This window comes from [Bacillus] caldolyticus (genome assembly GCF_003595605.1).
In the GTDB taxonomy this organism is placed as follows: domain Bacteria; phylum Bacillota; class Bacilli; order Bacillales; family Anoxybacillaceae; genus Geobacillus; species Geobacillus thermoleovorans.
Map to the genome: position 1 here is coordinate 2,706,471 of NZ_CP025074.1, position 26,420 is coordinate 2,732,890.

At 57.3% G+C, this 26,420-nt stretch carries 27 protein-coding genes; 22 read left to right on the forward strand and 5 right to left on the reverse strand.

Features of this window, described 5'->3' with window-relative positions; translation table 11 throughout:
• Positions 1 to 173: 173 nt before the first annotated feature.
• Entirely contained in the window at positions 174 to 1,484 is a 1,311-nt protein-coding gene (locus tag CWI35_RS14095; protein ID WP_119877867.1) for a BaiN/RdsA family NAD(P)/FAD-dependent oxidoreductase, read from the reverse strand.
• A 112-nt stretch (positions 1,485 to 1,596) separates the two neighbouring features.
• Between CWI35_RS14095 and CWI35_RS14100 the strand changes: the two genes are divergently transcribed.
• On the forward strand, positions 1,597 to 3,222 hold the full coding sequence (locus tag CWI35_RS14100) for a putative polysaccharide biosynthesis protein (RefSeq protein ID WP_119877868.1): 1,626 nt from the start codon (positions 1,597 to 1,599) through the stop codon (positions 3,220 to 3,222).
• 216 nt (positions 3,223 to 3,438) lie between these two features.
• On the opposite strand, the gene CWI35_RS14105 is transcribed toward CWI35_RS14100, so the two are convergent.
• A complete protein-coding gene (locus tag CWI35_RS14105) occupies positions 3,439 to 3,651 on the reverse strand; it encodes a hypothetical protein (protein WP_011232307.1) in 213 nt (70 codons plus the stop codon).
• A 104-nt stretch (positions 3,652 to 3,755) separates the two neighbouring features.
• Between CWI35_RS14105 and CWI35_RS14110 the strand changes: the two genes are divergently transcribed.
• Complete coding sequence (locus CWI35_RS14110) at positions 3,756 to 4,502, forward strand: pseudouridine synthase (RefSeq protein WP_047818892.1); 747 nt, start codon at positions 3,756 to 3,758, stop codon at positions 4,500 to 4,502.
• A 95-nt stretch (positions 4,503 to 4,597) separates the two neighbouring features.
• Here the strand turns inward: CWI35_RS14110 and CWI35_RS14115 are convergent, their stop codons facing one another.
• Positions 4,598 to 4,819 carry a DeoR family transcriptional regulator gene (locus tag CWI35_RS14115; protein WP_008880936.1) on the reverse strand — a complete coding sequence of 74 codons (222 nt, stop codon included), beginning with the start codon at positions 4,817 to 4,819 and terminating at the stop codon, positions 4,598 to 4,600.
• 250 nt (positions 4,820 to 5,069) lie between these two features.
• Here CWI35_RS14115 and pepV point away from each other — a divergent pair, with 250 nt between their 5' ends.
• From pepV to CWI35_RS14145, 6 genes are all read left to right on the forward strand, one after another.
• Entirely contained in the window at positions 5,070 to 6,485 is a 1,416-nt protein-coding gene (pepV, locus tag CWI35_RS14120; protein ID WP_119877869.1) for a dipeptidase PepV, read from the forward strand.
• A 68-nt stretch (positions 6,486 to 6,553) separates the two neighbouring features.
• On the forward strand, positions 6,554 to 7,747 hold the full coding sequence (malA, locus tag CWI35_RS14125) for a maltose permease (protein ID WP_119877870.1): 1,194 nt from the start codon (positions 6,554 to 6,556) through the stop codon (positions 7,745 to 7,747).
• Positions 7,744 to 8,322 (forward strand): RNA 2',3'-cyclic phosphodiesterase, encoded by a 579-nt coding sequence (thpR, locus tag CWI35_RS14130; protein ID WP_119877871.1) that lies wholly within the window; start codon positions 7,744 to 7,746, stop codon positions 8,320 to 8,322. The genes malA and thpR overlap by 4 nt, the downstream gene beginning before the upstream one ends.
• Before the next feature lie 11 nt (positions 8,323 to 8,333).
• Complete coding sequence (locus CWI35_RS14135) at positions 8,334 to 9,272, forward strand: NERD domain-containing protein (protein WP_119877872.1); 939 nt, start codon at positions 8,334 to 8,336, stop codon at positions 9,270 to 9,272.
• A 101-nt stretch (positions 9,273 to 9,373) separates the two neighbouring features.
• The gene (pulA, locus tag CWI35_RS14140) at positions 9,374 to 11,530 is read left to right on the forward strand and encodes a type I pullulanase (RefSeq protein WP_011232301.1); all 2,157 of its coding nucleotides are present in this window, start codon (positions 9,374 to 9,376) and stop codon (positions 11,528 to 11,530) included.
• Positions 11,531 to 11,983: 453 nt separating this feature from the next.
• Entirely contained in the window at positions 11,984 to 12,763 is a 780-nt protein-coding gene (locus tag CWI35_RS14145; protein WP_119877873.1) for a phosphotransferase family protein, read from the forward strand.
• Positions 12,764 to 12,872: 109 nt separating this feature from the next.
• Here CWI35_RS14145 and CWI35_RS14150 read toward each other — a convergent pair whose 3' ends face one another.
• On the reverse strand, positions 12,873 to 13,142 hold the full coding sequence (locus CWI35_RS14150) for a YtzH-like family protein (RefSeq protein ID WP_033026022.1): 270 nt from the start codon (positions 13,140 to 13,142) through the stop codon (positions 12,873 to 12,875).
• Positions 13,143 to 13,350: 208 nt separating this feature from the next.
• Here CWI35_RS14150 and trmB point away from each other — a divergent pair, with 208 nt between their 5' ends.
• Together trmB and CWI35_RS14160 are read left to right on the forward strand one after the other, a co-directional pair.
• Entirely contained in the window at positions 13,351 to 14,004 is a 654-nt protein-coding gene (gene trmB / locus CWI35_RS14155; RefSeq protein ID WP_011232297.1) for a tRNA (guanosine(46)-N7)-methyltransferase TrmB, read from the forward strand.
• A gap of 80 nt (positions 14,005 to 14,084) precedes the next feature.
• Positions 14,085 to 14,933, forward strand: coding sequence for a YtnP family quorum-quenching lactonase (locus tag CWI35_RS14160; RefSeq protein WP_119877874.1), 849 nt, complete (start codon positions 14,085 to 14,087; stop codon positions 14,931 to 14,933).
• On the opposite strand, the gene CWI35_RS14165 is transcribed toward CWI35_RS14160, so the two are convergent.
• A complete protein-coding gene (locus CWI35_RS14165; RefSeq protein WP_011232295.1) occupies positions 14,928 to 15,227 on the reverse strand; it encodes a PepSY domain-containing protein in 300 nt (99 codons plus the stop codon). The genes CWI35_RS14160 and CWI35_RS14165 overlap by 6 nt on opposite strands.
• 116 nt (positions 15,228 to 15,343) lie before the next feature.
• On the opposite strand from CWI35_RS14165, the gene CWI35_RS14170 reads away from it, so the two are divergent.
• The 12 genes from CWI35_RS14170 (at position 15,344) to ccpA (ending at position 26,347) form a co-directional block, all read left to right on the forward strand.
• Complete coding sequence (locus CWI35_RS14170; RefSeq protein WP_119877875.1) at positions 15,344 to 16,420, forward strand: M42 family metallopeptidase; 1,077 nt, start codon at positions 15,344 to 15,346, stop codon at positions 16,418 to 16,420.
• Positions 16,421 to 16,465: 45 nt separating this feature from the next.
• Complete coding sequence (locus tag CWI35_RS14175; RefSeq protein ID WP_119877876.1) at positions 16,466 to 16,996, forward strand: DUF84 family protein; 531 nt, start codon at positions 16,466 to 16,468, stop codon at positions 16,994 to 16,996.
• Between the two features lie 40 nt (positions 16,997 to 17,036).
• Entirely contained in the window at positions 17,037 to 17,210 is a 174-nt protein-coding gene (locus CWI35_RS18325; RefSeq protein WP_014196573.1) for a hypothetical protein, read from the forward strand.
• On the forward strand, positions 17,207 to 18,004 hold the full coding sequence (locus tag CWI35_RS14180; protein ID WP_119877877.1) for a DUF1444 domain-containing protein: 798 nt from the start codon (positions 17,207 to 17,209) through the stop codon (positions 18,002 to 18,004). The genes CWI35_RS18325 and CWI35_RS14180 overlap by 4 nt, the downstream gene beginning before the upstream one ends.
• A 20-nt stretch (positions 18,005 to 18,024) precedes the next feature.
• Complete coding sequence (ytpR, locus tag CWI35_RS14185) at positions 18,025 to 18,630, forward strand: YtpR family tRNA-binding protein (protein ID WP_013144448.1); 606 nt, start codon at positions 18,025 to 18,027, stop codon at positions 18,628 to 18,630.
• A gap of 106 nt (positions 18,631 to 18,736) precedes the next feature.
• Complete coding sequence (locus CWI35_RS14190) at positions 18,737 to 21,094, forward strand: DNA translocase FtsK (RefSeq protein ID WP_119877878.1); 2,358 nt, start codon at positions 18,737 to 18,739, stop codon at positions 21,092 to 21,094.
• A gap of 153 nt (positions 21,095 to 21,247) precedes the next feature.
• On the forward strand, positions 21,248 to 22,552 hold the full coding sequence (gene murC / locus CWI35_RS14195) for a UDP-N-acetylmuramate--L-alanine ligase (protein ID WP_011232289.1): 1,305 nt from the start codon (positions 21,248 to 21,250) through the stop codon (positions 22,550 to 22,552).
• Positions 22,553 to 22,698: 146 nt separating this feature from the next.
• Positions 22,699 to 23,112 (forward strand): DUF948 domain-containing protein, encoded by a 414-nt coding sequence (locus CWI35_RS14200; RefSeq protein ID WP_011232288.1) that lies wholly within the window; start codon positions 22,699 to 22,701, stop codon positions 23,110 to 23,112.
• A gap of 15 nt (positions 23,113 to 23,127) precedes the next feature.
• Positions 23,128 to 23,523: a hypothetical protein gene (locus CWI35_RS14205; RefSeq protein ID WP_011232287.1), complete on the forward strand. Its 396-nt coding sequence runs from the start codon at positions 23,128 to 23,130 to the stop codon at positions 23,521 to 23,523.
• 5 nt (positions 23,524 to 23,528) lie between these two features.
• A complete protein-coding gene (ytxJ, locus tag CWI35_RS14210; protein WP_011232286.1) occupies positions 23,529 to 23,858 on the forward strand; it encodes a bacillithiol system redox-active protein YtxJ in 330 nt (109 codons plus the stop codon).
• Between the two features lie 211 nt (positions 23,859 to 24,069).
• Entirely contained in the window at positions 24,070 to 25,152 is a 1,083-nt protein-coding gene (locus CWI35_RS14215; RefSeq protein ID WP_011232285.1) for a bifunctional 3-deoxy-7-phosphoheptulonate synthase/chorismate mutase, read from the forward strand.
• A 202-nt stretch (positions 25,153 to 25,354) separates the two neighbouring features.
• Complete coding sequence (gene ccpA / locus CWI35_RS14220) at positions 25,355 to 26,347, forward strand: catabolite control protein A (protein ID WP_015375640.1); 993 nt, start codon at positions 25,355 to 25,357, stop codon at positions 26,345 to 26,347.
• The last annotated feature ends 73 nt before the right edge of the window (positions 26,348 to 26,420 follow it).

Below are 26,420 nucleotides of genomic sequence, written 5' to 3' on the forward strand. Positions count from 1 at the left end.
CTGCGGGATTCTTTGGCCGTTTTCGTGCTGATCCCCCCAAAGCGGGCGACGCTTTTTTCGTTGCGGCATTTCCATTTCAGGCGGCGAAATTTTGCGATCGCCCGCCTTGAAGACGGGCGTTGTCGGAATGTCAGCGAACGCCCCGGAGCACCCGAGGGGCATGAGGACGGCGGTCAATTCGTTGCTGTCTGCCCCGCGGAGCCGCTCGCCCCGTTTTTTTCCGCCAATGCATAGCGGGCGGCGTTCACGCCGGCGAGCCGCCCGGTGACAAGGGCGGCGGTGATGTTGTAGCCGCCCGTGTAGCCGTGAATGTCCAAAATTTCCCCGCAAAAGTAAAGGCCGGCCATGCATTTGGAGGCCATTGTCTTCGGCTCAATTTCTTTGACCGACACGCCGCCGCCGGTGACGAATGCTTTCTCAAACGGCAGCGTGCCGTGGACGTAAAAGGTAAACTGTTTGCACTGTCGGACAAACGCCCGCAGCGCCTCATGGCCGACCGTGCCGGCAGAGGCGTGCGGGTCGATGCCGGCCCGCTCGAGCAAAAAGACGGCGTACCGCTCGGGAAGCTCCGTTTTGGCGATCGTTTTCATCGCCTTTTTCGGCTCCTCTTTGCACAGCTTGGCGAACTGTTGAAACAGTTCTTCCTGCGTCACGTCCGGAAGCGCGTCGATGCTCATTTTGACCGCGCCGTCCGCCGCTTTTTTCAACGCCTTAACGACAAACTGGCTGCAGCGGAGAGCAGCTGGGCCGGAAATGCCGAAGTGCGTAAACAGCATATCCATCCGGTGGGTGATGATCGGTTTGCCATTCGGCTTTAAGACGCTTAACGCGACGTCGCGCAGCGACAAGCCTTGCAGCGTCCGCTCTCGGATGAACGGCTCATGCGAGACGATCGGAACTTCGGTTGGAAACAATTCGGTCACCGTGTGGCCCGCTTTTTCCGCCCACGGATAGCCGTCGCCCGTTGAGCCGGTTTGCGGCACCGATTTGCCGCCGACGGCGACGACAACCGCACGGGCGTGGATCGTCTCCCCGCTTTTCAGCGTGACACCGACTGTTTTTCCTTGTTCATACAACACGTCCGCCACTGGCGATTCAAGCCGAACATCGACGCCAAGGCGCGACAATCCGCGAACAAGCGCGTCGACGACCGACTGGGCGCTGTCGCTTTTGGGAAACATGCGGCCGTGGTCTTCCTCCTTGAGCGGCACGCCGAGCCGCTCAAAAAAGCGGATGATGTCTTCATTGTTAAATACGGAAAAGGCGCTGTATAAAAAGCGGCCGTTGCCGGGAATATGGCGGACCATTTCATCCACCGGCAGCCGATTCGTCACGTTGCAGCGTCCGCCGCCGGAGATGGCGAGCTTGCGCCCGAGCTTCGTTCCTTTTTCCAACAAGAGCACCTTCGCCCCTTCTTCGCCGGCGCCGATGGCCGCCATGAGCCCGGACGGACCGCCGCCGATGATGATGACGTCGTATCCCATGTTCATTCCACCCTTTCTTTCTGCGCGTGGCCGATATTTTTCGTTCCATTGACAACTATGGTAAAATAGATACGTTGTCATTTTCAACGTCCATGGCTAGGGAAGGGGTCATATGTCAACATCGAAACTGCTGCGCGGCACGTTTATTTTAACGGCTGGCGTGATGATTTCTCGCCTTCTTGGTTTATTTTACGTCATCCCGTTTTACCATCTTGTCGGCGAGCGCGGCGGGGCGCTGTACGGATACGGCTATGTGCCGTACCAAATTTTTTTGAGCTTGGCGACCGGCGGGCTGCCGGTGGCGGTGTCAAAGTTTGTGTCGAAATACAACGCGCTTGGGGAATACGGCGTCGGCTATCGGCTCTTTCGCTCCGGCCTTGTCTTGATGATCGCAAGCGGCATCGCCTCATGGCTCATTTTGTACGCCCTGGCGCCCATCTTGGCGCCGCACGTCATCGATGCGAAAACGAACGTCAACTCGGTCGACGACGTCACGGCCGTCATCCGCGCGGTCAGCTTTGCGCTCCTCATCGTGCCGGTGATGAGCTTGATCCGCGGATTTTTCCAAGGACATGAGTCGATGGGCCCGACGGCGCTGTCGCAAGTCGTCGAACAAATCGCACGCATCGCGTTTTTGCTTGGGGCGTGCTACGTCATTTTGCGCCTGATGGACGGCTCGATCGTCTCCGCTGTGAGCGCGGCGACGTTTGCCGCGTTTGTCGGGGCGGCGGCGGGGCTTTTGGTGTTGCTTGTCTATTGGTGGAAGCGGCGTCCGTATTTGCAGTCGCTGCTTGCGCGTGACCGCGGCGAAGCGGACGTGTCGCTTTTGGCGATGTATAAAGAGCTGCTTCTTTCTTCGATTCCGTTTGTTTTTGTCGGCTTGTCGATGTCGCTGTACCAGCTCGTCGATCAGTTTACGTTCAATCACGCGATGGCGGCGGCGGGCCGCGGGAACATCTCGGAGCACGCGTATTCCGTGTTCAACATGTGGGCGCAAAAGCTCGTCGTCATCCCCGTGACGCTCGCGACCTCGTTCAGCTTGGCGCTCATCCCGACGATTACGAAAGCGTATGTCGCGCAAGATCGGAAAGCGCTGCGGCAATATTTGAACCAGACGTTTCAAGTGCTCATGTTTTTAACGCTCCCGGCGGTGATTGGCATGGCGGTGCTTGCAGGGCCGGTGTACAGCTCGTTTTACAGCTATGATCCGCTTGGTGAACAAGTGTTGCGCTGGTATGCGCCGGCGGCGATTTTGTACGCTTTGTTTTCTGTGACGGCGGCGATCATGCAAGGCATCAACGAGCAGCGGTTTACGGTCGTCAGTTTGACAGCCGGCTTGCTTGTGAAGCTTTTGCTCAACACGCCGCTCATTATGAAATGGTCGGCCGTCGGGGCCATTGTGGCCACGATGGCGGGCTATTTCGTCTCGGTGGCGTTCAACTTATGGGTCATTCAGCGCCGCACGCGCTACCGCTATCGGTTTGTCGCCCGCCGGACGGCGTTTATGGCCATCCTGACGGCGGCGATGTCAGCGGCGGTTATGGGGGTCGAGGCGCTGGCGTCCCGATGGATCGATTACCGCGCCGGCACCGCTGAATCGGTGGGCGCTGTTTCCATCGGCGCAGCGGTCGGGGCGGCCGTCTACTTGTTTCTCAGCATCCGCTCCGGGTTGTTTTCGGCGCTGTTTGGCGACCGGTTTGCGTTTTGGCGCCGGAAAGAGAAAAAGGCGGTATCGTAGACGAGGGTGTATGGGGGGATCGGCCGTTGACCGGACGGCCGTTTCCTAGAAGCGGCTCGTTTAGGCCGGGAGCCCGGCGGACGGCGCTTCTTGCGAACATCGCGGCGCCCGAGCGAAAGGGTTCGACGACGGCTGTTTTTCGCCCTCCCCCATGCCGTTCGGCTTGCGGCAAAAAAAGAAGAAGGCGGTCGTCCCCGCCTTCTTTCTCCATTTCGCTTACGACAGGCCGAGCCGGCGTTCGATGCGATCGAGGCGGCTTTCCACCCGGTCGAGCCGGCGGTCGAGCCGTTCGACGGCCCGCTCAAGCCGTTCGATGCGCCGCGCCCAGTTGGCGAATGGCCCGCCTGGGTATCCGGGCCAAAATTGGCTGGCTGGCGGCTGTTGACGGTAATCATCCAACGTTGGGACATAATAGTAATATTCATTCATCGGCAAATCCCCCTTCTTGATGTTTCCTTCACAGTGTATGGGGGGAAGGCGGAAGCGGACTAGATGAACGCCTAATGAAGGCCATATTTTTAGGAGGGAGATTTGTGGAGCTGCGCATTGACAAGCTGCTCGCCCATATGGGGTATGGGACGAGGAAGGAAGTGAAAAAGCTGCTCAAGTCCGGAGCGGTGAAAGTGGACGGCGCGCCGGTCCGTGATGCGAAAACGAAAGTGCGGCCGGATGAGCAAATCGTGACCGTTTGGGGAGAAACGGTCGAGTACAAGCCATTCATTTACTTGATGATGAATAAGCCTTCGGGGGTCGTTTCCGCGACGGAAGATGCCGTGGAAGAGACGGTCGTCGATTTGCTTGAAGAAGAAGACCGGGCATTTTCCCCGTTTCCGGTCGGGCGGCTTGACAAAGATACGGAAGGGCTGCTGCTCTTGACGAATGACGGCCAGCTCGCCCATCAGCTGTTGTCGCCGAAAAAACACGTGCCGAAAACGTATTTTGCCGTCGTGGACGGGGAAGTGACGGAAGCGGATGTCGCGGTGTTTCAGCGCGGCGTCGTCCTTGATGACGGCTATGAAACAAAGCCGGCCAAGCTCGTTGTGTTGAAATCCGGCCTTCGTTCCGATGTCGAGGTGACGATCACCGAAGGGAAGTTCCATCAAGTGAAGCGGATGTTCCAAGCGGTCGGCAAACGGGTCGTCTATTTAAAACGAATTCAAATGGGGCCGCTCGCCCTTGACCCGGATTTGGCCGTCGGCGAGTATCGGGAATTGACGGACGAAGAGGTGGACATGTTGAAGCAATACCGGCCAGAGACGGACGAAAAAAAAGGAACCTGACGCGGTTCCTTTTTTATGGAAAAATAGTGGATATTCATCTGTGGAAAAATGGTTCGCGTTCATCTCCCATCTTGCCTACCCTATTGGCACCGGGTTTACGAAGAGATGCGCACTTTTTTGTTTGTGGTCGTCCATTTGCCCTTGCTTGGGCTGCGAACGAGATCGTTGTACATAAGCACGTTTAAGTCGCGCTGGATCGTTCGTGGGGTGGTGCCGAACTCATCAACAAGCTCTTGGGTCGTAACCGTTCCTTTTTCGCTAATGTACATATACACGGATTTGATGCGGGTAAGCATCCGATGTGTTGAAGGTTTCAAAAGACCACTCCCTATCTTAGCATCATTCGCATGGCACAACCGACCGCTAGCAGATGAGAGATGTCTTTGTCTGTTTACTACCATTGTACACGAAATGAGAGGGAAAATGCTACCCGGTTGCCTCTATTCACGAAAAATTTCAACATTTTGTCATGAAACGGAAATCGATTTGCAACGAATGAAACATTTTGACTTCCTGTTTTTGATATGATACGTTGGCAACAAAGGGTGTTGAATAAGGAAAGGAAGAATGGCGTTGAACATCGACTGGATGAACGAAGCGAAGAAACGAAAAGACGATCTTGTCCGCGACGTGCAAGCGCTTGTCCGCATTCCGAGCGTCCGCGATGACGGCGGGGCGAAACCGGGGGCGCCGTTTGGCCCGAAGGTGGCGGAGGCGCTCGATTACATGTTAACTCGCGGTCAAGAAGAAGGCTTTCGCATTAAAAACGTCGACGGCTATGCCGGTCATATCGAAATGGGAGAAGGGGAGAAGCTCATCGGCGTGCTCGGCCATCTGGACGTCGTGCCGGCAGGGGACGGCTGGTCCGTTGATCCGTTTGCTGCTGAGGTCAAGGATGGCCGCCTTTACGGGCGCGGGGCGATCGATGACAAAGGGCCGACCGTCGCGGCGTTTTACGCCTTGAAAATCGTCAAAGAACTCGGCTTGCCGCTCCGCAAGCGGGTGCGGCTTATCCTCGGCGGCGACGAGGAAAGCGATTGGCGTTGCGTCGCTCATTATTTTCAGCGGGAAGAAATGCCGGATGTCGGGTTTGCGCCGGATGCTGATTTTCCGATCATTCATGCCGAAAAAGGAATCATTGACGCCGATTTGTCGTACCGACCGCCTGAATCGGCGGAGGCGGAAGGGCTCGCGCTTGCCTCATTCCAAGCCGGGCGCCGCTACAATATGGTGCCGGATGCGGCCGAAGCGGTGGTGGAAGGAGCGGGACGGACGGAGGAGCTGCTTGGCCTCTATGAACAGTTTTGCCGAGAGCGCGGCGTAAAGGGGAGCATGAGGCAAAGCGAAGGGGCCGTCGTCTTTCAATTGGAAGGGGTGTCCGCTCATGGCGCCGAGCCGGAGCGCGGCAAAAACGCCGGCGTCTATTTGGCGCAGTTTTTGGCGTCGCTTCCGCTCGATGGCCGAAGCCGGCCGTTCGTTCAGTTTGTGACCTCCGCCTTTTTCGGCGATGCCCGCGGCCGGCGGCTCGGCCTTGCGTATCGGGACGAACAAAGCGGCGACTTGACCGTCAACGTCGGGGTGCTGTCGTATGACCGGCGGCATGGCGGAACGATTGGGCTGAACATCCGCTATCCGGTGACGGCCGCCGGCGACGCGATCCGCCGGACGCTCGCCGGCGCTGCGGCTGAACATGGATTCGCGCTCAGCCGTTTCAGCGATACGAAGCCTCATTATATCGATCCGAGCCACGAGCTTGTTCGCACGCTTCAGCGCGTCTACGAAGAGCAGACAGGCGAGCCGGCTCGGCTTTTGGCCATTGGCGGCGGCACATACGCCCGCGCCTTGACCGCCGGAGTGGCGTTTGGCGCGTTGTTTCCGGGCCGCCCGGACGTCGCCCACCAGAAAGATGAGTATATCGAAATCGACGATTTGGTGAAAGCGACGGCCATTTACGCGCAGGCGATCTACGAGCTGGCGAAATAAACGGCGGTCCGCCGCTCCGGCGAAAAAGAGAGCGGGGCGGGCGTTGTTTTCACGAAAGGGGGGACGGGATGGAAGCGGCGTTCAAACGGGGGGCGGCAGCGCGAAAAACGGTGTTTCCGCTCTTTTACTTTCTCATCTTTTTTGCTTTTGGCGCCTTGTTTCCGCTTTTGTCCGTCTATTTGCAGGAAGAGGCGCGCCTTTCGGGGGCGGCGATCGGCTGGATCATGTCGCTTCCCCCGATCGTGACGATGGCGGCCCAGCCGCTTTGGGGCACGGCGGCCGATTATACGCGCAAACCGGTCGAACTGTTGACGCTGGCGCTCGGGGTGACAGCGCTGTTTGGGCTTCTTTATTCGCTGGCCGGAAACTACCAGGTGTTCGTCGCCCTGACCGTGCTGCTTTCGGCGGCGCAAAGCGCGATCGTTCCACTCTCCGACAGCATCGCTCTTCATCATGTGCGCCGCTCGGGCGGAAACTACGGGGCGATCCGGCTGTGGGGGTCGCTTGGGTTTGCGATGGCGGTGCTGGCCGTCGGCTGGCTGTCTGATCATATCGCCTTTGCGGTCATTTTTTACGCCTTTTCGTTGGCGCTGCTCACCGCGGCGGCTTTGGCCACCCGCCTGCCGCGCTATCCGATGGGGGCGCCGGGGGCGCTGACGCGGCAGGACGTGCGCGGGCTGCTGGCGTCCCGCCCGTTTCGGCTGCTGCTTGTGGCGACGTTTTTATTGTTTGGCCCGATTTTGGCCAACAATTCGTATTTCGGGTTGCTCATTCATGAGCTGGGCGGGACGTTAACTGGCATCGGCCTCGCCTTTTTGTTTGCCGCTGGCAGCGAGGCGCCGTTTATGAAAGCGGCGGATCGGCTCATCGGCCGCTTCGGCATGGTGCGGCTTCTTCTATTGGCGGCGCTCATCTCGGCAGTCCGCTGGTTGTCGTATGCGGTCGACCCGCCGCTTTGGTTTGTGTATGTAACGACGGTCGTCCAAGGCTGCTCGGTCGGGCTGGCGATCCCGACGGCGCTTCAATATGCGCGCCGCTTGGCGCCGGAGCGGGTGCAGGCGACGGCCGTGGCGTTATACTCAGCGGTCGGCAACGGCCTTGGCGCGTGGTTTTGCACGCTGGCGGGCGGATATTTGCTTGAGCGTTGGCAGATCGGCGCTGTCTACGTGTTTTTTGGCGCTTGCACCATCGTTGGAGTGTTCGTGCTCATTTGGCTGGGGAAACTAGAAAAAACGACCAAATCGGCAGGTGAGAAAGGATGAAACGGAATCATTATTTCATCGCTGTTCCGCTGACAGCCGAAGCGAAACAAGCCATCGCCCGTTTTTCGAGCAATGCGGCGCCGTCGCTGCCGTTTCGCACATGGGTGCATGAAGAGGACTATCATATCACCCTCGCGTTTTTAGGCGATGTGCCGCCGAAAAAAATGGCGCCGCTGTGCGAAGCGATGGCCGCCACCGCCGCCCGATGCGCCCCGTTTCCCCTCGTGCTTGCCGGGCTTGGGACGTTCGGGGAGCGGACGGCGCCGCGCATTTTTTGGCAAGGAGTCGAAATGGAAGAGCGGCTGCATGCGCTGCGGCGCGACGTGTATGAAGCGTGCATGAAGCTTGGGTTTTCCTTGGACCGGCGGCCGTTTGCCCCGCATATTACGATCGCTCGCAAATGGCAGGGAGCCGAACCGTTTCACCCGGATCGCCTCCGTTCGCTTGCCGCGGCCAAGGCGGTGTTTTCGGTGCCTGAGATCGTGCTGTATCGGACGAATATGGAACGGACGCCGAAGTACGAAGCGATCGCCGTGTTCCCGTTGCTTGGCGCGCCGATGAATGGCCGGAAATAGCAGGTGAAACAATGGGTCAGCTCGTTAAACTCATGGATTGCATTTCCCGCTACGAAACGGATGTGTACTATTATGTGCCGGAGTTCATCCGGCTGAAGCAGCGGCAATGGGAGCAGGCAAAAGCGCGGTGGCAAGCCGAACGAACGGCTGAGGCCAGCGGATGGCTTGAAACGGGCGAGACGTGGAATGCTTGGCTTGACAAACCGTCATGGTGGGAACGGCTGACGAAACGATGGCGCCGCCGTGCCGCGCTTACGGAAGAAGAGACGTTTTCTCTTGCGCCGATGGCTCGTCCGGCGGCTACTCTGGAGGAATTGAAACAGCAGTTTTTGGATGAGTTGTTCGAGTTGCAGCTGAAATGGGCGAGTTCCACGATGATGTACGTTTCCTCCCTCGATGAAGCCGTGTATGGCGATGAGACGTTGAAATATTTTTTGCAGCGGTTTCCGGATACGCATTTATGCTTTTACCGGCCTGTGGCGATGGTCGGCAAGGCGCCGGTGGAGCTGGAGACGATGATGTTGACGCCATCCGCGCTCTGGTGCATTGCCTTCGTCGAAGGAAGGCCGGACAACATCGTCATGGCGTCAACCGGCCGGTTTTGGGTGGAACAAGCCGGAACGAACGAAACGAGGCTGGTCAACCCGGTCGTGTCGCTGCGGCGGACGGAGCAGATCGTTTCGGAGATTTTTCGCAAACATGGGGTTGATTGGCCGATCCACCTCGTGCTGTTAAACCGCTCCGGCTACATTGACAGCGGCGGTCTTTTTCCGTTTATCCGCTATATTGATAAGCGAAATTATGACGAGTGGTTTTCCCGCCTGCGCCGCTCCGCTCTCCCGCTTCGGCACGGGCAGCTGAAAGCGGCTGAGGCGCTGCTTCGCCATTGCGCCAGCTTTTACGACCGCCGGCAAGACGAGAATATGAACAGCGAGGAAGGGCAACAATAGAAACATCTGTGCATCGATAGGGCGACCGGCCGATGATTTGGCACCGCCCTTTTTCTTTTACGTATGATGGTATTAACGGGAGAAAAAAGGGGTGAACGCACATGCTTCACATCAGCCGAACGTTTGCCGCCTATTTGGACGAGATGGATCAAATCGTTGTGCTTGCGCCGAAATCGCTCGGCTTTGATGGAATGGCGCCGTTTACGCTCGTGGCGCCGAGCGGCGAGGAGATTCCGCTGTCCGTGCAGCACGTCGAGGATGTTGGGGAGACGGTGAAATATGTGTGCCGGTTTGCATCCGCGTTCGAGTTTGGAGCGACATACTGGGTGCGTTCTTGCCGCGGGGAGGAGACCGATGTTCAAATCGGCGCCGTTGTGCGCACTCCTGCATTTGATGATCGGTTTTTCTATGATGGACCGTTAGGAGCGGAGTATCTCAAAGAACAGACGGTATTTCGCGTATGGGCGCCGACCGCCACCGCGGTTAGCGTCAAGCTGGTTCATCCGCATCTCGACGAGATCCGCTGCGTGCCGCTTGTGCGCGGCGAACGCGGCGTATGGTCAGCCGTCGTCCCCGGCGATTGGGAGCGAGCGCGTTACACATATATCGCCTGCATCAACCGCGTATGGCGCGAGGCAGTGGACCCGTATGCGACCGCGGTTTCGGTCAATGGCGAGTTCGGCGTCGTGATCGACTGGGAGAAAACGAAGCTGGCGCCGCCCTCTTTGCCGCTTCCACCGCTCTGTTCGCCGACGGATGCCATCATTTATGAGCTGAGCATCCGCGACTTTACCAGCCACCCGGACAGCGGCGCCGTCCATAAAGGGAAGTATCTCGGGCTGGCCGAAACGAACACGAGCGGGCCGAACGGGACGGCCACCGGGCTTTCGTATGTCAAAGAGCTGGGCGTCACCCATGTGCAGCTCATGCCGTTTATGGACTTTGCGGGCGTCGATGAGCGCGACCCACAAGCGGCTTACAACTGGGGATACAATCCCCTTCATCTATATGCGCCGGAAGGGAGTTATGCGACCGATCCAGCGGATCCATACGCGCGCATTGTAGAATTGAAGCAGGCGATCCACACGCTGCACGAAAATGGCTTGCGCGTCGTGATGGATGCGGTCTACAACCATGTCTATGACCGGGAGCAATCGCCGCTTGAGAAGCTCGTTCCCGGTTATTACTTCCGCTACGACGCCTATGGCCAACCGGCCAACGGCACCGGCGTCGGCAACGACATCGCTTCGGAGCGGCGGATGGCGCGCCGCTGGATCGTCGATTCGGTGGTGTTTTGGGCGAAAGAATATGGCATTGACGGGTTCCGCTTTGATTTGATGGGCGTGCACGATATCGAGACGATGAAAGCGGTGCGCGATGCCCTCGACGCCATCGATCCGTCGATCCTTGTGTATGGGGAAGGGTGGGATTTGCCGACGCCTCTTCCACCGGAACAAAAGGCGACGATGGCCAACGCCAAGCAGCTGCCGCGCTTCGCTTATTTCAATGACCGGTTTCGCGATGCGGTGAAAGGGAGCACCTTTCATTTGCCGGACCGTGGGTTCGCCCTCGGCAACCCAGGCGGGCGAGAACAGGTGAAGCTCGCCATTGCCGGGAGCTTGCGAGCGCTCGGCGGGCTGTTTTGCCACCCGCGTCAGTCAATCAATTACGTCGAATGTCATGACAACCATACGTTTTGGGATAAGATGGAGGCGGCCAACCATGATGAGCCGGAATGGCTCCGGCGAAAGCGGCAAAAGCTGGCGACGGCGATCGTTCTGTTGGCGCAAGGCATTCCGTTTTTGCACAGCGGCCAAGAGTTTTATCGGACGAAAGGCGGCGATGGGAACAGCTACCGATCGCCGGATGCGGTCAATCAGCTGGATTGGGAGCGGAAAAGCCGCTATGAAGACGACGTCCGCTACGTTCAAGGATTGATCGCCCTTCGCCGTGCGCATGGCGCATTTCGCCTCGCCACGGAGGCGGAAGTGCTGCGTCATTTCACGTTTCTTGAGCCGCTGCCGCCGTCGGTCATCGCCTACCGATTGCATGATGCCGCCGTCTATGGGCCTTGGGAGGACATCATCGTCGTGCATCATAACGAGGAGAAAGAGACAGCCATTGCGCTCCCCGACGAGCGCGAGTGGGCGGTTGTATGCGACGGACAGCGATGCGGGACAACGCCCTTTGGCCAAGCGCGCGGCATGCTTCGGCTTGACGGCATCGGCACATGGGTGCTCGTCCATCCTGCAGGGTGACCGCTCAGACGGCGCGCGGGGTTCGCCACAAGACCTTTGGAAGGCCGATGAAAAACGAGTATGTTCGCCAAGCCAATGGGGGTTGTCGGAAAGGAGAAGCCGATTTGGCAATCCTTCTGCACTTGAGAAAGACCGGCGTTGAGCAGGTTGTTTGTTTCAGTCGTCAGCCCTTTGCAAGAGCGGCTGCGCTCGTCTTTGGCGCACCCAATGAACGGTGTTCCAGTTGAGACGAAACGGGAAAGGGCGGCCGATCGGAGTGGGAGCCGCGGGGCACTTCCGCTTTGGCAGTTTTAAGCAGGGCGTTTGCCGAGAAAAATGTTTGCATGCCGGAGCGGTATTTCAGTATAATACAAGTAAAACGGACGGAGGAAGGACGCGGCCTGGCCGTCCTTTTTATTTGGGCGCGAGAAGCAAACGGAGATGTTTCTATTTTTAAGTCGCAGGTGAACACGCTTGGAACAGTTACTAGGTAAGGAGTGGGAGATCACTCCCGCTGGCGGCGCTACAGGGGATGCGTATTTTGCGGAATATGAAGGAAAGAAATTGTTTTTAAAGCGGAATTCTTCTCCGTTTCTGGCTGTATTGTCGGCCGAGGGCATCGTCCCGAAGCTTGTATGGACGAAACGGCTCGAAAACGGCGATGTGTTTACGGCCCAGCAATGGCTGAACGGCCGGGAGCTGAAGCCGTGGGAGATGGGAAGCGAGCAAGTGGCGGCGCTGCTAAGGAAAATCCATCGTTCAAAAGAGCTGGTGACGATGCTGAAGCGGCTCGGCAAATCTCCGCTGCGCGCGAAGACGATGCTCGCCCTCCTCTTAGAACAAGGGCGCCATCCGGTTGGCGGTTCTGTCGTCTATCAGGCGCTTGACTGGCTTGAACAGCATATATCGTCATTGCCGGATGGCGAATATGTTGTCTGCCACTGTGACATCAATCATAACAATTGGCTGCTGACCGACGATGGCACGTTGTACTTGATCGATTGGGACGGAGCGATGATCGCCGATCCGGCGATCGACATCGGCATGCTCCTTCATCTGTACATTCCGCGCGCCGAATGGAAGACGTGGCTCGACCAGTACGGATGGGAATGGAGCCAGGAGCTTGGCCTCCGCCTAAAGTGGTATACGATCGCTCATACGTTGCACTCGCTGTTTTGGCCGAAAGGGAAGGACGGCCAAAAAGAAAAGGAGCAGTCGCTTCGGTTATTGAAGCGCGTCATGGTAGAGAGTTGACCAAGCGAGGCCTCAGCGTCCGAACGGCCGGCGCCGGGGGCTGCGCGATCGCTGTGTTCGGCTGCCGCCGCGCCATTTGTTTCCGCTGCCGATGACGGAGACGCCGCGGTCAGGACAGCCCATTCACCCAGTCGGCGAGCTGGCCTTGGTGGGCGGAAATGTGGGCGTTTAAATCAGCGCTGTATTTCCCGCCTTGGCCATAAGCGTAAATATGGGGGAGAATTTGCTTGACTTGGCCGTCCACCTCATCGTTGGCGAGCAGCGATTTAGCGAGCCGTTCAATTTGTTCGCATTCGGAAACCGTTCCGCAGCAATCGAGCTGATGTTCGGATAAAATGTCGCGAAGTACGGTCAATTGATGGTTATAGTTGAGCGGCATGCTGGTCACCATCCTTTCGCCAGGCTGTACGGTTTTATCATGCCCGGATCGAGCCGAGTTTATGATTCGAAACCGAAAAGACCCCCTGCTTCTACGCGTGAGCGTAGGTGGGAGAGCGTTCAAGCCCGGGCGTTTTTTCGCGTTTGCTTCTTTGGCGCGAGTGTGGTATCGTCAAACCAACAAACGGAAACAAGGCTGAGGTGTCAATATGCGTTTGCGCAACAAACCGTGGGCGAAAGACAAAATCGCCGCGTATCCGCAATACGTCATTCCCGATCCCGAAACAAAGCGCGGGCGATGGCGCGAGCTGTTCGGCCACGACCAACCGCTCCATGTCGAGATCGGGACGGGGAAAGGCAAATTTATCACGGAAATGGCCAAACTTCATCCGGATGTCAATTTCATCGGCATCGAGCTGTACCCGAGCGTGCTCGTGTCCGCGCTTGACAAACTGATCGAAAGCGGGCTCGCGAACGTCAAGCTGCTGAACGCCAATGCGAAAGATCTGACCGCGTTTTTTGCCGACGGGGAAGTGTCGCGCATTTATTTGAACTTTTCCGACCCATGGCCGAAAAAGCGGCACGAAAAGCGGCGGCTGACGTATCGGGACTTTTTGGCGCTCTATGACCGCATTTTGGCGGAAGACGGAGACATCCATTTGAAAACGGACAATCAATCGTTTTTCGAATACTCGCTTGTCAGTTTGTCGCAATATGGGTTTGTGCTCGCATCGGTCCAGCTCGACTTGCATCAAAGCGGCATGACGGACAATGTCATGACAGAGTATGAGGAAAAATTTTCTGCCAAAGGAAACCGCATTTACCGATGCGAGGCGGTGCGCCCGCCGCGGCGGTCGTCATAGGCCCGAACCGATTGGTCGGGTCTTTTTCTATTTCCGATTGATGGAGAAAATGGTACACTAGTGGAGGGGGGAGAGAGGAAATGGAACAGTTGCGAATTGGACAAGTCACATTGACATGGCTTCGGGGCGGCGTCACCCATCTTGACGGCGGGGCGATGTTTGGCGTCGTGCCGAAACCGCTTTGGTCGAAAAAATATCCGCCGAACGACAACAATCAAATCGAGCTGCGCACCGATCCGATTTTGGTGGAAGCCTATGGAAAACGGCTGCTCATTGAATCCGGCATCGGCAACGGCAAGCTGACCGACAAGCAAAAGCGAAACTTCGGCGTCACGGAAGAATCAGCGATTGATGAATCGCTTGCCAAGCTCGGGCTGACGCGGCGCGACATCGACATCGTCATCATGACCCATTTGCATTTTGACCATGCGTGCGGATTGACCGTTTGGGAAGACGGACGGCTCGTGCCGGCGTTTCCGCGCGCGGCGATCATCACCTCGGATGTCGAGTGGGAGGAAATGCGAAACCCGAACATCCGATCGCGCAATACGTATTGGAAAGAAAATTGGGAGCCGATCGCGAATCAAGTCGTTCCGTTTACAAAGGAAACGGAAGTCGTTCCTGGCATCCGCCTCGTCCATACCGGCGGGCATAGCGCCGGGCATGCGATCGTGCTCATCGAATCAGACGGGGAGATGGCCATTCATCTTGGCGATTTGCTTGGCACGCACGCCCATCAAAACGTCCTTTGGGTGATGGCGTACGACGATTACCCGATGGATTCGATTTTTGCCAAACAGCGATGGCTCCCGTACGGCGTAAAGCAAAATGCGTGGTTTACCTTCTACCATGATGCCTACTATCGGGCTGTGAAATGGCAGGAAGACGGGACGATGGCCGCCGCCGTGAAGCGGGAGCGGCCGCTATGACAGCGGCTTGGCGTCTACGATGGCTCCCGTGTAGGCGTTGATGAAAAACTCGTCATCCCCGTCGTCGCGGCAGACGCCGCCGCGGTATACGGTGTACGCCAGGCCGTTTTTCTCATACCGCTCCGGGGCGGATTGAATCCAGGAACCGCGGATGGCGCGCGGACCGCCAAGCGCGGCTTTCGCCAGCGCCAGCGCTTGTTCCGGGGCAAGGAGCGCCGGTTTGGAAGCGGAGCGGATGGCATAGACGACGGCCGCACCGACGGCGGCGCCGACGAGCCACTGTTTCCAAGCCATGTTTCTTTCCTCCTTTTCGCTTTGATACGGTTTAGTATAGCCGATTTTGGCGGAACATGTAAGAAGGACGGAAAGAAACGGAACGGTGAAATCGAACATAGAAAGGGAGACGCGTGATGAATAAGGACACGCTGCAATTATTCCAAACGTTGACCGAGCTTCCAGGCGCACCGGGTTATGAACATCCGGTGCGGCAGTTTATGCGCCAAGAGCTCGCGAAATACGCCGATGACATTGTGCAAGACCGCCTCGGGAGCCTTTTCGGCGTCAAACGCGGCGATGAGGCGGGCCCGACGGTGATGGTTGCCGGCCATATGGATGAAGTCGCATTTATGGTGACGGCGATCACCGACAATGGCATGATTCGGTTTCAGCCGCTCGGCGGCTGGTGGGATCAAGTGCTGCTCGCCCAGCGCGTGCAGATTATCACGGACGGAGGGCCGGTCATCGGCGTGATCGGGTCGATTCCGCCGCATTTGCTTGATGAGGAGCAGCGCAAGAAACCGATGGAGATGAAAAACATGTTGATTGACATCGGAGCGGAAAGCCGTGAAGATGCCGAACGAGTCGGCGTCCGCCCCGGTCAGCCGATCGTGCCGGTCAGCCCGTTTACTTTGCTTGCCAACGGAAAAACCGTGATGGCAAAAGCGTGGGACAATCGGTTTGGCTGCGGGTTGGCGATCGAGCTGTTAAAAGAGCTGAACGGCGAAACAGTGCCGAACGTCTTGTACGCTGGAGCGACTGTGCAGGAAGAGGTCGGGCTGCGTGGGGCCCAGACGGCGGCAGCGATGATCAACCCGGATATCTTTTTCGCCTTGGAAGCCAGCCCGGCCAACGACATGTCCGGCGACAAGCAGGCGTTCGGCCATATCGGCAAAGGGGCGCTCATCCGCTTGTACGACCGGACGATGATTACGCACCGCGGCATGCGCGAGTTTGTGCTTGACACCGCGGAAACGATTGGCGTCCCGTATCAGTTTTTCATTTCCCCAGGCGGCGGAACCGACGCCGGGCGGGTCCATATCGCCAACCGCGGCGTGCCGTCGGCGGTGATCGGCATTTGCGCCCGCTACATTCATACGCATGCGTCGATCATTCATATCGATGATTACGCGGCGGCCAAACAGCTCATCGTTGAGCTCGTCAAACGGTGCGACCGGACGACGGTCGAGACGATTCGCCAAAACAGCTGAGGAGAAGCGAACGCTTCTCCTTTTCCATGACAAGGAGGGCACTGGATGAAAACTGTTGCGGTCGGAACGAACAATGAAGTGAAAATCGCCGCCGTTCGGGCGGTGCTTTCGGAAAAGGAATACCGCATTGTATCGCTTGAGGTGCCATCAGGCGTTTCCGCGCAGCCGCTGTCCGATGAGGAGACGCGGCTTGGCGCCATCGGGCGCGCCAAACGGGCGCTCGAAGCGGCGGAGGCGGACATCGGCATCGGATTGGAAGGCGGCGTGACGAAGATCGATGGGCAATGGTGGCTGTGCAACTGGGGGGCGCTCGCTGACCGAAACGGAGTGGTGGTGGCCGCCGCCGGCGCCCGCCTCGCCCTCCCGCCGGACGTCGGGGCCGGCATCGAGGCGGGGCGCGAGCTCGGCGACGTGATGGAAGCGTACACCGGGAGGAGGAACGTTCGGCGGAAAGAAGGCGCGGTCGGCGTATTGACGAACGGGCGCGTTGACCGATCGGCGATGTTTTCCCACATCGTCGAGCTTTTGGCCGGTCAATATGAATGGCTTTGTCAAAACGGGTCGTTCCATGTATGATAAATAACGAACGGTCATGCCGATGATGGCGGGCGGCTGAATGAGCGGGCCGCGCGAGGATCTAGACCGAGCGGCTGGCAACGTCAAACGGTGGAAAACGCCGCACGGGCATGGCCTGGCATTGTCAACGCCGGATGCGCCTTTGGCCAAGTCCCGGCCGAAAGAGGGAAACGGAAGGCACGGCCGCCGGCAAAACAAGGAGGAACACGAATGAACAGCCGGCAAATGTATGAGAAGATTAAAGAACGTCTCGTCGCCCACCCGCACTGGACGTTTCGCTTTGACGCCAAGCAAGACGCGATGCGCGTCGAAGACCGCCGCACGAAAAAAGGCGTCACGATCTCGCTTCCCGGCGTGATTGCCAAATGGCACGAACAAAAAGACGAGGCGGTGCGCGAAGTCGTTTATTATGTGGAGCAAACGTTGAAAACGATGGAGGAAGACGCGGCGCTTTCCGGAAACGAGCGGAACATTTATCCCGTCATTCGCTCGGCGTCGTTTCCGACGGAGACGAAAGAAGGCGTCCCGTTGCTGTTTGATGATCATACAGCCGAAACGCGCATTTACTATGCGCTCGACCTAGGCAAAACGTATCGCTTGATTGATGAGTGCATGCTGGAGAAAGACAAATGGAGCCGCGAGCGGGTGAAGGAAATCGCCCGTTTCAACGTCAGGTCGCTGCCGACGCCGGTGAAAGAGGACCGGGTGGCGGACAACGTGTTTTATTTTGTGAACACCAATGACGGGTATGATGCGAGCCGCATTTTAAACGAATCGTTTTTGGCCGATATGCGGGCGCGCGTGGAAGGAACGATGGCCGTCGCTGTTCCGCATCAAGATGTGCTTGTTATCGCTGATGTGCGCAACGACATCGGTTATGACGTGCTCGCGCAAATGACGATGAGCTTTTTTGCCGGCGGCCGCGTGCCGATCACGGCGCTGTCGTTTTTATACGAAAATGGGAAACTTGAACCGATTTTCATTTTAGGAAAAAAACGGAGAACGTAGCGACAAGGAGGAAGAGAGCGATGAACGTGTTTTACAACCGAGAAGGGGTCGGCGACGTGTTGCTCGTGTCGCTGAAACCGGCGGCGGATGAGGAACGGACGTTTGTCAGACAAGGCGATGTCGTCCGCATCATGTCCGAACGGACGGGCGAGACGGTCGGCTATAACATTTTTTCCGCGTCTTCGTACTATCCGTTTTCCGGCAACGGTCCGCTGGAAGTGAATGAGGAGCTCGTCGGCGTCATCAACGACATCTTGGCGAAAAACGGTTTTGACGAACCGATCGAAGCTGACTTGTCGCCGAAGTTTGTCGTCGGATATGTGAAAGAGAAAACAAAGCATCCGAACGCCGATAAATTGAGCGTCTGCCAAGTCGATGTCGGCGGTGAGGTGCTGCAAATCGTCTGCGGAGCGCCGAACGTCGCCGAAGGGCAAAAAGTCGTCGTCGCCAAAATCGGCGCCGTGATGCCAAACGGCCTCGTCATTCAAGAAAGCGAGCTGCGCGGCGTCCGGTCATCCGGCATGATTTGTTCGGCCCGCGAGCTTGGGCTGCCAAACGCCCCGCAGGAGAAAGGCATTTTGGTGCTGTCCGATGAGTATGAGGTCGGCCAGCCGTTCGTTTTTTGACGTTCCGACGGGCGGTGCAGACGGATTCCGACTGTTGTTTCGCCACTGGAACGACGCCAGTGGCGTTTTTTCCGACAATGAAGGCAAAGAAAGAGTGACGTGATGGATGAAATTTTGGAAACGATGGCTTCGTTTTCTCACGAGCGATGAGGAAGAGGAAGGGAACGAACAGCGAGCGAATTCCCCTCTGTCGGCCAGCATGCCCGAACGCGGCGCGGTGAATGTCATTTACCAATATCCGCAAGGCCGCTTCCGCTTTCCGTTGATTCCGGATGACCAGCCCGGTGAAAATCGGGAAAGGTCGGGGCGGGCGAAAAGCGAGGCATCCCGGCCGCTGCCGAGTCGGCGCCCGTCGGCTGGCGTTTCAAGGGAAATAGCGGAAAAACGGCCGTTCCGCCCGTCTGATGTGCCATCCCCGGTTTTTGGATATGATCGGAATCGGGGGAAACAGCGGCAACGAGCGGATGAACCCGGGCTGACCGGTGCGGGGGACATAGAGAATCGGAGCGATGAGGCGGTTCGGGAAGAGGCCCTCCGCGGAGAAGCGACACGGCGAGACGCGCGAGAGGGCACGGAAAGCCGGGCGGCTGAACCGCCAAAAGAAGAGGCGCCTTTGGCCAAGGGGGCAGAGGAATGGAACGAAGACGCGAGCGGAGCGATGCCCGCGGCTGTTATGGAAACGGAAGGAAAAAATGAGCTGGCGCCGGCGGCAGGGCAGGAAGAACGTGATGCCGAGGCGGATGAAAAGAAAGGGCGGGAGCTGGACGAACGAGGCAACGAACGCGCGCCGCACGCAACAGACGGCGGCTTGGAGAGCGAAGGACGAGGGGTGCCGTCACAGATGAGGAAGAATGGAGACGGAGGGAGCGCTTCTTCGACAGAACAGCGGGAGACGACCCCAGATCGCGAAATCCGTCACTCGGCGGCGCCCGCGGGCCGGGAGGAGGCTTCCCGCCCCGAACGAACGCGCATCCCGTATAATGTGATCATGTTCAAGCAAGATTGGCGCAAACTCGAAGAAAAGGCGGCGAATCGATCGAACGGCTGCGTACTGCCGCCATTGGCGCTTCTTGAACCGCCCGAGAAAGCGGCCGAACGCGACGAGCAGTGGCTTCGCGACCAATGCCAGCGTTTGGACCGGACGTTTGCGAGCTTCCATATCGGCGCCAAAGTCGTTGGGGCGACGCAAGGACCGACGGTGACGCGGTTTGAAGTGCAGCCGGATTTAGGAGTGAAAGTGAGCAAGATTACGAGTTTAATCGATGATATCAAACTCAGTCTGGCGGCGAAGGACATTCGCATCGAGGCGCCGATCCCGGGAAAACGGACGATCGGCATTGAAGTGCCGAACCGAACGAGCCGTCCGGTGCGCCTGCGGGAAATTTTAGAAAGCGAAGCGTTCCGTAAAAGCCCATCGCCGCTTACCGTGGCGCTTGGGCTTGACATTAGCGGTGCGCCGGTCGTGACTGACATCCGAAAAATGCCGCATGGGCTGATCGCCGGGGCGACCGGGTCGGGAAAAAGCGTATGCATGAACGCGATGCTTATCAGCATGTTGTATAAAGCAGCGCCGCACGAAGTGAAATGGCTGCTTATTGATCCAAAAATGGTCGAACTGGCGCCGTACAACGGGCTGCCGCATTTGCTCAGCCCGGTGATCACCGAGGCGAAGGCGGCGGCGGGGGCGCTCAAGTGGGCGGTCGGCGAAATGGAACGGCGGTATGAACAGTTTGTCCACGCCGGCGTGCGCGATATTGAAAAGTATAACGCCCATCTTCGCGAACGCGGAAGCAGCGAGCCGCCGCTGCCGTACATCGTCATCGTCATTGATGAGCTAGCGGACCTCATGATGGCCGCTCCAGCCGATGTCGAAGAATCGATTTGCCGGCTGGCGCAAAAAGCGCGGGCGTGCGGCATCCATCTGCTGATCGCGACGCAGCGGCCGTCGGTCGATGTCCTCACGGGATTGATCAAGGCGAACATTCCGACGCGCATTGCGTTTTCCGTCTCCTCCCAAGTCGATTCGCGCACCATTTTAGATGTGAATGGGGCTGAGCGGCTGCTTGGGCGCGGCGATATGCTGTTTTTGGAAAATGGTTCGGCCAAGCCGGTGCGGCTGCAAGGCTGCTTTATTTCTGATGAGGAAATCGAGCGGGTGGCAGCGCACGTGAAAGAGAAGCAAGGCCCATCCTATCTGTTTGATCCGGACGATTTTCGGCAAACGGCGTCGATGGGCGGCGAGGATGACGAACTGTTCGAGGAGGCGTGCCGGTTTGTCATCGCCCAAGGAGGGGCGTCGACATCGAGCCTGCAACGTCATTTCCGCATCGGCTACAACCGCGCTGCCCGGTTGATCGAGATGATGGAGGAACGAGGGTTGATTTCGGAGGCGCGCGGCAGCAAACCGCGCGATGTGTTGATGAGCGAGGATGAGTGGGAGCGCTGGCGCGAGCAGAACAGCTGAGGGCGGGCGGCCTCCTTTGGGCGGGCGGTAGTGTTTTGCCTCCTTGCGTGCTATAATGGGGAAATGAATGGTGCACCGCAATGAGAGAAATGGCAAAACGAGATGGATATCATATACTGTCTTACAGAGAGACGATGGTTGGAGGGCTTAACGATGACAGCTTACCATTTTGTAGGCATTAAAGGCACGGGGATGAGCGCGCTCGCGCAAGTGCTTCATGACCTTGGCTATACGGTGCAAGGGTCGGATGTAGAGAAATGGTTTTTCACGCAAAAGGCGCTTGAAGAGCGGGGAATCCCGGTGCTGCCTTTTTCGAAAGACAATATTCGTCCAGGTTATACGGTCATTGCCGGCAACGCATTTCCGGATACGCATGAGGAAATCGAGGCGGCCCGTCAGCTTGGTGTGCCTGTCATTCGTTACCATCGCTTTTTAGGCCAGCTGGCAGGCAAGTTTACGAGCATCGCGGTGACCGGTTCGCATGGAAAGACGACGACGACGGGGTTGCTTGCCCATGTGATGCAAGGAGCCCATCCAACGTCCTATTTGATCGGAGACGGCACGGGAAAAGGAGAGCCAGGGAGCAAATACTTTGTGTTTGAAGCGTGCGAATACCGCCGGCACTTCCTTTCCTACTTTCCAGATTATGCGATCATGACAAATATTGACTTTGATCACCCGGATTATTTTGCCAATGTCGACGATGTGTTTTCCGCTTTCCAGCAAATGGCGAATCAAGTGAAAAAAGCGATCGTCGCCTGTGGGGATGATCCGTATTTGCCGAACATTCAGGCGAAAGTGCCGATTTTGTTTTATGGATTCGGCGAAGAAAACGATTTTCAGGCGCGCAATATTGTCAAGACGACGGAAGGGATGGCGTTTGATGTGTTCGTGCGCAACACATTTTTCGCTTCGTTTGCCATTCCGCGCTTCGGCACTCATAACGTATTGAATGCTCTCGCCGTGATCGCCCTCTGCCACTACGAAGGGGTGGATGCGGGCACGATCGCCAAGCGGCTGCAAACGTTCCAAGGCGTGAAGCGCCGCTTCAGTGAAAAAACGGTCGGGCGCCAAGTGCTGATCGATGATTACGCGCATCATCCACGCGAAATTACGGCGACATTGGAGGCGGCAAGGCAAAAATATCCGGGGCGCGAAGTGGTGGCGATTTTTCAGCCGCATACGTATACGCGGACGCAGACGTTTTTGCGCGAGTTTGCCGAAAGTTTGCTGCAAGCGGACCACGTGTATTTGTGCGACATTTTCGGCTCGGCGCGCGAACATGAGGGCAAGCTGACGATCCGTGATTTGCAGGCGCAAATTCCGCGTTCCCAGCTGCTTGAGGAACAAAACGTAGCCGTGTTGAAGCAGCATCAAGACGCGGTGTTGGTGTTCATGGGCGCCGGCGACATTCAAAAGTTTCAACAAGCGTACGAACGGGCCGTTCTTTCCGCCTGACGGCCGACAGGGAACGGGCTGTGATGAAGATGGCCCGTTTTTTCCTGTTTCAAAAAGGAAGCCGTCTTTTCTATGTCGAAGTTTGAAAGCGGGAAAAGATGGGTACAAAGGGAATGAAACGTTCGAATGGGCAAGGAGGGAATCGGGTGGAATGGCTTTTGTATGGAAGCGTGGCGCTCATCGCGCTTGCTTTTTTGCTGCTTGTTGTTTACATAGCCAGGACGCTCATCGTTTTGCAGGAAACGCTGCGCCGGCTGACGGCGGCGATCGACCATGCCGATGAGCAAGTGCAAACGGTGGCGAAAGAAGTTCGTGAACTTCTCCATACGGCCAACGGCATCGCCAGCGATGTGCAAAAAAAAGTAGAAACGCTAAATGGCGCAATCGAAGCGGTCGGAGAGATCGGCGGCACGATTCGTTCGCTCAACCGCGCGCTTCGGCAGGCGGCTGCCGGTTTGTCGGCGCGGGCGGGCCTGGGGCAAGGAAAATGGGGCAAGGCGTTGCGCTGGACAAATGTTTTGCTCGATTTACGGGAAAAATGGAGAAAAAACAATCGTTAAAGGAGGGTGTATCGAATGGCGAAAAATAACGGTGGATTTTTGCTTGGCGCGCTGGTCGGCGGCATCGCCGGCGCGGCTGCTGCGTTGTTTTTGACGAGCGAAAAAGGGCGGAAATGGCTGGCCGAGTGGAGCAACGATGAAACGTGGGAGCCGGTGAAAACAACGGCTGTCGAATGGTTGGAAACGGCGAAAGAGAAAACGAAGGAAATCGCCAACTTCATCCCGTTGAAATCCACGACGGCGCCAGCCGGCGGGGAAAACGATGGAGAGGAAGCCAAGGAGGCGACGATTCCGATTCCGCCATCCGCCGGGCCAGCCGACCGGGAAACGCTGCAAAAGCTGCTTGAGGAAGCCGAGGCGGCGCTTGATGACGCCGAGCAAAGCATCACGTCGCGAAAAGAAACGGAGTGAAGGCGATGGGAATGGAGAAGCTGGAGACGATCGAACAGTTTGACCGCGTCATGAAGGAAACGGAGCGTTTTTTGTTCGTCAAGCATAGCCTCACCTGCCCGATCAGTCAAGCGGCGTTTGGCGAATGCGAGAAGTTCGCCGCAGACCATCCAGAGCTGGCGGTGTATTGCCTGTACGTCCAAGAGGCGCGGCCGCTCTCCAACTATATCGCCGAAACGACCGGGGTGAAACACGAGTCGCCGCAAGTGCTGCTGTTTGAAAACGGCCGCGTCGTCTGGCATGCGTCCCATTGGGCCATTACGTATGGCGCGCTCTCGGAGCATGTCGGCGCTTGACCGTCCGCCTTTACTGCGGGCGGTTTTTTGCACACTTTTTACTTTATCGCTTAAAAGCGTTTAATCAAAAAAGCATTTTTTTCGTGACAACGATAGCTCCATCGATTATAATAAACACTAATTAAACGACTTCGCTCTCCAAGACGGGGGCGCCGCTTGCCGGCAAGCGGCGAAAACAATGCACTACACTTGGCGAAAGGATGAGAAAAGCATGAGCAATGAGAGATTAGACGAACTGCGGGCGCGAGTCGATGAGATCAACTTGCAGCTGTTGAAACTGATCAATGAACGGGGGCGGCTCGTTCAGGAGATCGGAAAAATTAAAGAAGCGCAAGGGACGCACCGCTACGATCCGGTGCGCGAACGGAAAATGTTGGATCTCATTTCCGAGCATAACGATGGGCCGTTTGAAACATCGACGCTGCAGCACATTTTCAAGGAAATTTTTAAAGCAGCGCTCGAGCTGCAGGAAGACGACCACCGCAAGGCGCTCCTTGTCTCGCGGAAAAAGCATCCGGAAAACACGATTGTTGAAGTGAAAGGCGAGCGAATCGGCGACGGCAATCAATATTTCGTCATGGGCCCGTGCGCTGTGGAAAGCTATGAACAAGTCGCTGCGGTGGCGGAGGCCGTGAAAAAACAAGGGATCAAGCTGCTGCGCGGCGGCGCCTACAAACCGCGCACGTCGCCGTACGATTTCCAAGGGCTCGGCGTGGAAGGGCTGAAAATTTTGAAACGGATCGCCGATGAGTTTGATTTGGCGGTCATCAGTGAAATCGTCACCCCGGCGGACATTGAAATCGCCTTGGACTATATTGACGTCATCCAAATCGGCGCGCGCAACATGCAAAACTTTGAGCTGCTTAAGGCAGCCGGCCAAGTGAACAAGCCGATTTTGCTGAAGCGCGGCTTGGCGGCGACGATCGAAGAATTCATCAACGCCGCTGAGTACATCATGTCGCAAGGAAACGGGCAGATCATTTTGTGCGAGCGCGGCATCCGTACGTACGAGCGGGCGACGCGCAACACGCTCGACATTTCGGCTGTGCCGATTTTGAAGAAAGAAACGCACTTGCCGGTGTTCGTCGATGTCACCCACTCAACGGGGCGGCGCGATCTGCTCATCCCGTGCGCCAAAGCGGCCTTGGCGATCGGCGCCGACGGCGTCATGGCCGAAGTGCATCCGGACCCGGCCGTCGCCTTGTCCGATTCCGCCCAGCAAATGGACATCGCTCAATTCAACGAGTTTATGGAAGAAGTGCGCGCGTTCCAACGTCAGTTTGTTCAGGCGTAAGACGATCCCCTCGGTTGTTGCCCGAGGGGATTTTTTGATGAGATGGCGAGTGTTGGGGCAAACTACCCGTGAACGGTTTGTGAACAAACCGGCAAAATGGTTGCGATTTCGTTGCGAGTTGGCGATAATGTATCGTATGATAGTTGTACATACATTCGGAATTTGACCGGTTATCGGATCGAGCGAAAAGGAGTGAAACAAAATGACGGTAACGATTTATGATGTGGCGCGGGAGGCGAACGTCTCGATGGCGACCGTCTCGCGCGTCGTCAATGGCAACCCGAACGTCAAACCGTCGACGAGGAAAAAAGTGCTTGAGGCCATCGAACGGCTCGGCTACCGCCCGAACGCCGTGGCGCGGGGGCTCGCCAGCAAAAAAACGACGACGGTCGGAGTGATCATCCCGGATATTTCGAGCATTTTCTTCGCCGAACTGGCGCGCGGCATTGAGGACATCGCCACGATGTACAAGTACAACATCATTTTGAGCAACTCCGACCAAAACAAAGAAAAAGAGCTGCATTTGCTCAACACGATGCTCGCCAAGCAAGTGGACGGCCTGTTGTTTATGGGCGGGACGATCACCGAAGAGCACGTCGCCGAATTTCAAAAGTCGTCGGTGCCGATCGTGCTTGCGGCGACGATGGGACCGAACGAGATTCCCTCGGTCAACATCGACTACGAGCAGGCGGCGTTTGAAGCCGTGACGTATTTGCTGGAAAAAGGAAACCGCCGCATTGTCTATGTAACCGGTCCGACCGATGACCCGATCAACCAGCGGAAGTTGGCGGGGTACCGACGCGCGCTTGAGGAACACGGCGCGCCGTATGAGGAAGAGCTCGTCATTGAGGGCGACAACTCGTACGACTCCGGCTTGGAGGCGTATGAGAAAATCACAGAGCTTGCCGAACGGCCGACGGCGGTGTTTGCTGGCACGGACGAAATGGCGCTCGGCATCATCCACAGCGCCCAAGACCACGGGGTGCGCGTGCCGGATGAACTGGAAGTCGTCGGTTTTGATAACACGCGATTGGCGACGATGGTGCGGCCGCGGCTGACGACCGTCGTGCAGCCGATGTACGACATCGGGGCGGTGGCGATGCGGCTCTTGACGAAGTATATGAACAAAGAGCCAGTGGACCACCATATCGTTGTCTTGCCGCACCGGCTTGAAGTGCGGGAGTCGACGAAATGAAAAAAGCTGGCCTCAACACGGGGGCCAGCTTCTTGCTTGCTTTGCTCCATTTCTTTTTTGACAGCTGCAATCG